Source organism: Vibrio sp. V39_P1S14PM300 (genome assembly GCF_009904765.1).
Classification (GTDB): Bacteria; Pseudomonadota; Gammaproteobacteria; order Enterobacterales; family Vibrionaceae; genus Vibrio; species Vibrio proteolyticus.
On sequence record NZ_WXWP01000292.1, the window covers coordinates 1 to 6,292 of the forward strand.

Consider the following 6,292-nt stretch of genomic DNA (forward strand, 5'->3'; position numbering starts at 1 on the left):
ATTGTTGTGGTATTGCTGCTGGGCGGTGGAGCCGCCGCGTTTTTCCTGTTGGGATCGGATGAAGACAAACAGGCGCAAGAAGCTCAGCAACAAGCGGCGGCGACGGTGGCTCCTGTCGCGTACGTCAATATTCCACAACCGTTTCTGTTTAACGTGACTGGCGACAAACGTGATCGCCTGGTGCAGATCAAGGTGCAGTTAATGGTGCGTGGCAGTGAAAATGAAAATCTGGCTCGTTACCATTCGCCACTGGTGGAAAGCACCTTGCTGGCGACGTTTGCGTCGGCCACGGTGGAGCAACTGCGTACCGCCAATGGCCGGGTGGAACTGCGCGATAAAGCGACCGAAGACATTAAAGCCAGTCTGACTCGTGCGGTAGGGCAGCCTGTCATTGAGCGAGTGCTGTTTACCGACTTCGTAATTCAGTAGGTGAGATGTGACCGATCTATTAAGCCAAGACGAAATTGATGCGTTATTACATGGTGTTGACGATGTAGATGACGTGGAAGAGGATCTGGACAGCGGCGGTGAAGACGCCGTCAGTTTCGATTTCTCCTCACAAGACCGCATCGTTCGTGGTCGCATGCCAACGCTCGAGCTGATCAACGAGCGTTTTGCCCGTCATATGCGCATCAGCCTGTTCAACATGCTGCGTAAAACTGCCGAAGTGTCGATCAACGGTGTGCAGATGATGAAGTTCGGTGAATACCAGAACACATTGTATGTGCCAACCAGTCTTAACATGGTGCGTTTCAGACCACTGAAAGGCACCGCTTTGGTGACGATGGAAGCGCGTCTGGTGTTTATCCTGGTGGAAAACTTCTTTGGCGGTGATGGTCGTTTCCACGCCAAAATTGAAGGGCGTGAGTTCACTCCCACCGAGCGTCGCATTATTCAGTTGCTGTTGAAAATTGTGTTTGAAGACTACAAAGAAGCCTGGTCCCCGGTCATGGGGGTTGAGTTTGAGTATCTCGATTCGGAAGTGAACCCGAGCATGGCCAACATCGTCAGTCCGACGGAAGTGATTGTGGTCAGCTCGTTCCACATTGAAGTGGATGGCGGTGGTGGTGACTTTCACGTGGTGATGCCGTATTCGATGGTCGAACCAATCCGTGAACTGCTTGATGCCGGTGTCCAGTCGGACAAAATGGAAACCGATGTTCGCTGGAGTTCAGCACTGCGCGAAGAAATCATGGATGTTCCGGTGAATTTTCGGGTTAACCTGCTGGAGCAGGATATCTCGCTGCGCGACCTGATGGAGCTGCAACCCGGTGACATTATTCCGATCCAGATGCCGGAGAACGCGACCATGTTTGTCGAGGAGTTGCCGACGTTTCGGGTCAAGATGGGCCGCTCTGGCGACAAAATCGCTGTGCAGGTCTCAGAGAAAATTAAACGACCAGATGTGGTAAAAACCGATCTGGCTTTCCTTGGCAAAGACATCATGTCTGAGTTCGAGGATGATCACGGTGATGATGAATAACAAGTAGGTGTCAAAATGGGATCAACAGATGATGACAAGCTGGCCGAAGAGTGGGCCGCTGCACTAGGCGAAGATCCGGCCGCGTCCAGTGTCGATGCGGATGATGTGTTCGCTGCGCCATTGGATGAGTTACAGGATACCGCATCGCCGATTACTGACGATGAGCGCCGTAAACTCGATACAATCATGGATATTCCGGTCACCATTTCTATGGAAGTGGGCCGTTCGCAGATCAGTATTCGCAACCTGTTGCAACTGAACCAGGGATCCGTCGTTGAACTGGATCGTATTGCCGGTGAATCGTTGGACGTGATGGTCAATGGCACTTTGATTGCGCATGGCGAAGTGGTGGTGGTCAACGATAAGTTCGGTATTCGTCTTACCGATGTGATTAGCCAAACTGAACGTATTAAGAAACTGAGGTAGCGTATGAGACAGAGCGTCTTGGCGCTGGCTTTGTTGCCGACAATGAGCATGGCTGCGGCGGAGAACAATTTGCCGGGAAGTCAGTTCGATATAGCGACCACTCTCGGGTCGCTTTTGTTCGTAATAGCGCTGATCGTTTTTCTGGCCTGGATGCTCAAACGCATGCGGGTCCCAACCCTGGGGAACCAGAAGGGGCTGAGTATTATCCGTCAGTTGCCGGTGGGCACCAAAGAGCGCATGGTGATCGTTCAGGCGGGTGAAGAGCAGTTCTTGGTTGGTATCACTTCCCAGAATATTCAGCTGATTTCAAAACTGGAAACGCCACTGACTCAGGAGGAGCTGGCCCCCGCACCGTTTGCGAATCAATTGTCCCAGCTGTTGAAAAAGCATGATAAGAACTAACTCGATCCTGAGCGCGCTGCTGATGTTGGTGCTGATGCTCCTGGCGCCTTTGGCACTTGCACAACAAGAGCTGGCCAGCGACATCCCAGCCAGCGCGGCAAGTGCAGAAAACGTCACGGTATCGGCCATGGAGAAAGAGGCCGGGGCCTCTCGTACTGTGGCGGCAGGCAGTGCCTCCGGTGGCGGAGGTATTCCCGCCTTTACCATGACCACCAATCCGGATGGCAGCGAAGACTACTCGGTCAACTTGCAGATACTGGCCTTGATGACCCTGCTTGGTTTCTTGCCGGCCATGGTGATTCTGATGACCTCGTTCACCCGGATTGTCGTGGTGATGTCGATTCTGCGTCAGGCTCTGGGCTTGCAGCAAACGCCATCCAACCAAGTAATTGTCGGCATCGCCATTTTCCTGACTTTCTTTATCATGTCGCCGGTGCTTAACCAGGTGAATGAACAGGCGATTCAGCCGTACATCAACGAACAGATCTCGGCGCGCGAAGCATTTGATTTGGCTCAGGCACCGATGAAAACGTTTATGCTGAAACAGACCCGGGTTAAAGATCTGGAAACCTTCGTCGAAATTTCTGGCTCAGAGGCACGTAACCCCGAAGAGGTTTCGATGGCGGTGTTGATCCCGGCGTTTATCACTTCTGAGCTGAAAACCGCGTTCCAGATTGGCTTCATGTTGTTTTTGCCATTTTTGATCATCGATTTAGTGGTGGCTTCAGTTCTGATGGCGATGGGTATGATGATGTTGTCACCGATGATTGTGTCGTTGCCATTCAAGCTGATGCTGTTTGTATTGGTCGATGGCTGGAACCTGATCCTGTCGACTCTGGCTGGTAGCTTTGTCACTTAACGGAGGAGCATAATGACGCCTGAAATGTTCGTCGAACTGTTTCGTGATGCCCTGTGGATGGTGTTATTGATGGTGTGCGCCATCATTATACCCAGCCTGCTGGTGGGCCTGGTTGTGGCTATTTTTCAGGCGGCAACCTCAATCAACGAACAGACGCTGAGTTTCTTACCGCGTCTGATAGTGACGCTGTTGGCGCTGATGTTGTTTGCCCATTGGATGACGCAGATGATGATGGAGTATTTCTACGCCCTGATCGAGCGTTTACCTCAGGTACTCTACTAGGAGCGGTCATGGAGTACCCGGCGAGCGTTGTCCTGGACTGGATTGCCAATTATTTCTGGCCGTTTACCCGCATTTCCGCCATGTTAATGGTCATGTCGGTTACCGGTGCCCGTTTTGTGTCGCCGCGAATTCGTCTCTATCTGGGACTGGCGTTAACCTTCGCGGTGATGCCGGCCATTCCCGCCGTGCCGCAGGACATCGAGCTGGTGTCGTTTCGCGGCTTTATGGTGCTGTTGGAACAACTGGTGATCGGGGTGGCAATGGGCACCATCACCCAGTTTATCGTTCAGACCTTCGTTATCCTCGGCCAGATCCTCGGCATGCAGTCGAGCCTGGGTTTTGCGTCCATGGTTGATCCGGCCAACGGCCAGAATACTCCGTTGCTGGGCCAGCTGTTTATGTTCTTAGCAACCATGTTTTTTCTTGCCACTGACGGCCACCTCAAAATGATTCAGCTGGTGGTGATGAGTTTTAAATCGTTGCCAATTGGCTCGGGATCACTCACCAGTGCGAATTTTCGCGAACTGGCGACCTGGCTGGGTGTGATGTTTAAAGTGGCGCTGAGTATGTCGTTGTCGGGCATTATTGCGTTGCTGACCATCAACCTGTCTTTTGGGGTGATGACCCGGGCAGCCCCTCAGTTGAACATCTTTTCTCTCGGTTTTGCGTTCGCTCTGTTGGTGGGGCTGTTGCTGTGCTGGTATATCCTCGGCGGTTTGTATACGCACTATGAGCTATTCTGGAGTCAGGGAGAGCAGCAGGTATGCCGCTTTATACGACTGAATTGTTAGGGGGGCTGAATGGCGGAATCTGACGGTCAGGAACGTACCGAAGACGCCACGCCCAGGCGCTTGCAACAGGCTCGTGAAAAAGGGCAGGTTGCAAGGTCGAAGGAGCTGGCGTCGGTCTCGGTATTGGTGATCGGTGCTGTATCGCTGATGTGGTTTGGTGAAGCGTTGGCGCGAGCTTTGTTTACGTCGATGGGGCGCTTGTTTTCGCTCAGCCGCGAAGAAATCTTCGATTTGCCAAAGCTGTTTGATATCGTCAGCGGCGCACTGGTCAGCCTGATCCTGCCTTTACTATTAATCCTGTTGACTTTGTTTATTGCGGCCCTGATTGGCGCGGCGGGCATCGGCGGGATCAGTTTTTCGGCTGAAGCTGCTCGGCCGAAGCTGTCCAAGATGAACCCGCTCAGTGGTCTTAAGCGCATGGTTGGTATCCAAAGCTGGGTGGAGCTGCTGAAATCGATTCTTAAAGTGCTGCTGGTGTCCGGCATGGCGTTTTATCTGATCAATGCTGCTAAGGCCGATCTGTTTCAGCTCAGCCTGGATGTGTACCCACAGAACATCTTTCACGCGCTCGATATCCTGCTGAACTTTGTCTTGCTGATCAGTTGTTCACTATTGATTGTGGTGGCGATCGATATTCCGTTTCAGCTCTGGCAACACGCCAATCAGCTTAAAATGACCAAACAGGAAGTGAAAGACGAATACAAAGAGACCGAAGGGAAACCGGAAGTCAAAGGCCGTATCCGGATGTTGCAACGCGAGGCCGCACAGCGCAGGATGATGGCGGAAGTCCCACAGGCCGATGTGATCATCACCAACCCGGAGCATTTCTCCGTCGCGCTGCGTTATAAACAGAACTCGGATCGCGCTCCTGTGGTGGTGGCCAAAGGGATCGATCATATGGCGTTGAAAATTCGCGAAGTGGCGCGTGAGCACGATATTTACGTGATACCAGCCCCACCTCTGGCCCGGGCGTTGTACCATACCACAGAGCTGGAACAGGAAATTCCTGATGGCCTGTTTACTGCGGTTGCTCAGGTGCTGGCCTACGTGTTCCAGTTAAAGCAATACCGCAAACGCGGCGGGCAACGCCCGACGCTGCGTGAGGACAACATGCCGATACCACCGGATTTGCGCCATTGAGCGAGCGCAGCCAAAATCGCTTGCTATAGGATAATTAGCGATTTTAGTCACCGGTACGGCGCTCAACAGAAGACATACAAAAAAACCCGCGATTGCGGGTTTTTGATTAAGACAGAAATTCACTCCGTTAGGAGAGGATTATTTTGTCAGGTTCTCTGCAACGAAGTCCCAGTTAACCAGAGCCCAGAAACCGTTCATGTAATCTGGACGTACGTTACGGTAATCGATGTAGTACGCGTGTTCCCACAGGTCAACCGTCAGCAGTGGCGTTACGCCTTCTTCAGTCAGTGGAGTGCCAGCGTTAGATGTGTTCGTGATAGCCAGAGAGCCATCGGCGTTCTTCACAAGCCAAGTCCAAGATGAACCGAAGTTGTTGATCGCTGAATCAGTGAATTTTGCTTTGAACTCTTCGAAAGAGCCGAATGCCGCGTTGATGGCATCTGCTACTGCGCCAGTTGGTTCACCGCCGCCGTTTGGAGACAGACAGTGCCAGTAGAACGTGTGGTTCCAGATTTGCGCTGCGTTGTTGAATACACCGCCAGTTGAACTCTTGATGATCTCTTCCAGAGTTTTACCTTCAAACTCAGTGCCTGGGATCAGACCGTTCAGTTTTACCACGTAAGTGTTGTGGTGTTTACCGTGGTGGTAGTCCAGAGTTTCTGCAGAGATGTGTGGTTCTAGTGCGTCTTTCGCGTAAGGAAGAGCTGGTAGTTCAAATGCCATTGCTCGATTCTCCATTTGTATGAAAGAGGGATCTCTTTCGATTGCTTCCAGTGTTTTTATTCTTGAGTGCTAGCGAAGCCACTCTGTGTCAATACGACTGACTTGCAAAACATTTTAGCAAGTTTTTACTTTATTAAAAGAGGCGGGGGGCAATTTTTATTTGAAATTTATTTTTTGTCGTATCCC

The 6,292-nt window shown here is 51.8% G+C and carries 9 protein-coding genes; 8 read left to right on the plus strand and 1 reads right to left on the minus strand.

The genetic code is table 11. The annotated features are described in order from the left end of the window. The 8 genes from fliL to flhB all read left to right on the plus strand — a co-directional run. The coding region (gene fliL, locus CAG65_RS14870) for a flagellar basal body-associated protein FliL (protein ID WP_161454154.1) at positions 1-429 on the plus strand (429 nt) is incomplete at its 5' end. A 7-nt stretch (positions 430-436) separates the two neighbouring features. Beyond that, on the plus strand, positions 437-1,483 hold the full coding sequence (fliM, locus tag CAG65_RS14875) for a flagellar motor switch protein FliM (RefSeq protein WP_021704344.1): 1,047 nt from the start codon (positions 437-439) through the stop codon (positions 1,481-1,483). A 15-nt stretch (positions 1,484-1,498) separates the two neighbouring features. Further along, positions 1,499-1,909, plus strand: coding sequence for a flagellar motor switch protein FliN (gene fliN / locus CAG65_RS14880; RefSeq protein ID WP_021704343.1), 411 nt, complete (start codon positions 1,499-1,501; stop codon positions 1,907-1,909). A 3-nt stretch (positions 1,910-1,912) separates the two neighbouring features. Continuing rightward, positions 1,913-2,311: a flagellar biosynthetic protein FliO gene (fliO, locus tag CAG65_RS14885; protein ID WP_021704342.1), complete on the plus strand. Its 399-nt coding sequence runs from the start codon at positions 1,913-1,915 to the stop codon at positions 2,309-2,311. Continuing rightward, on the plus strand, positions 2,298-3,170 hold the full coding sequence (gene fliP / locus CAG65_RS14890; RefSeq protein WP_161448940.1) for a flagellar type III secretion system pore protein FliP: 873 nt from the start codon (positions 2,298-2,300) through the stop codon (positions 3,168-3,170). Before fliO ends, fliP begins: the two co-directional genes overlap by 14 nt. A 12-nt stretch (positions 3,171-3,182) precedes the next feature. Further along, positions 3,183-3,452 carry a flagellar biosynthesis protein FliQ gene (gene fliQ, locus CAG65_RS14895; RefSeq protein ID WP_021704340.1) on the plus strand — a complete coding sequence of 90 codons (270 nt, stop codon included), beginning with the start codon at positions 3,183-3,185 and terminating at the stop codon, positions 3,450-3,452. Positions 3,453-3,460: 8 nt separating this feature from the next. Beyond that, on the plus strand, positions 3,461-4,243 hold the full coding sequence (fliR, locus tag CAG65_RS14900; RefSeq protein ID WP_161454155.1) for a flagellar biosynthetic protein FliR: 783 nt from the start codon (positions 3,461-3,463) through the stop codon (positions 4,241-4,243). Positions 4,244-4,252: 9 nt separating this feature from the next. Beyond that, entirely contained in the window at positions 4,253-5,383 is a 1,131-nt protein-coding gene (gene flhB / locus CAG65_RS14905) for a flagellar biosynthesis protein FlhB (protein ID WP_161448942.1), read from the plus strand. A gap of 138 nt (positions 5,384-5,521) precedes the next feature. On the opposite strand, the gene sodB is transcribed toward flhB, so the two are convergent. Continuing rightward, positions 5,522-6,106, minus strand: a complete 585-nt coding sequence (gene sodB, locus CAG65_RS14910; RefSeq protein WP_161454156.1) for a superoxide dismutase [Fe] — start codon at positions 6,104-6,106, stop codon at positions 5,522-5,524. Positions 6,107-6,292 lie beyond the last annotated feature (186 nt).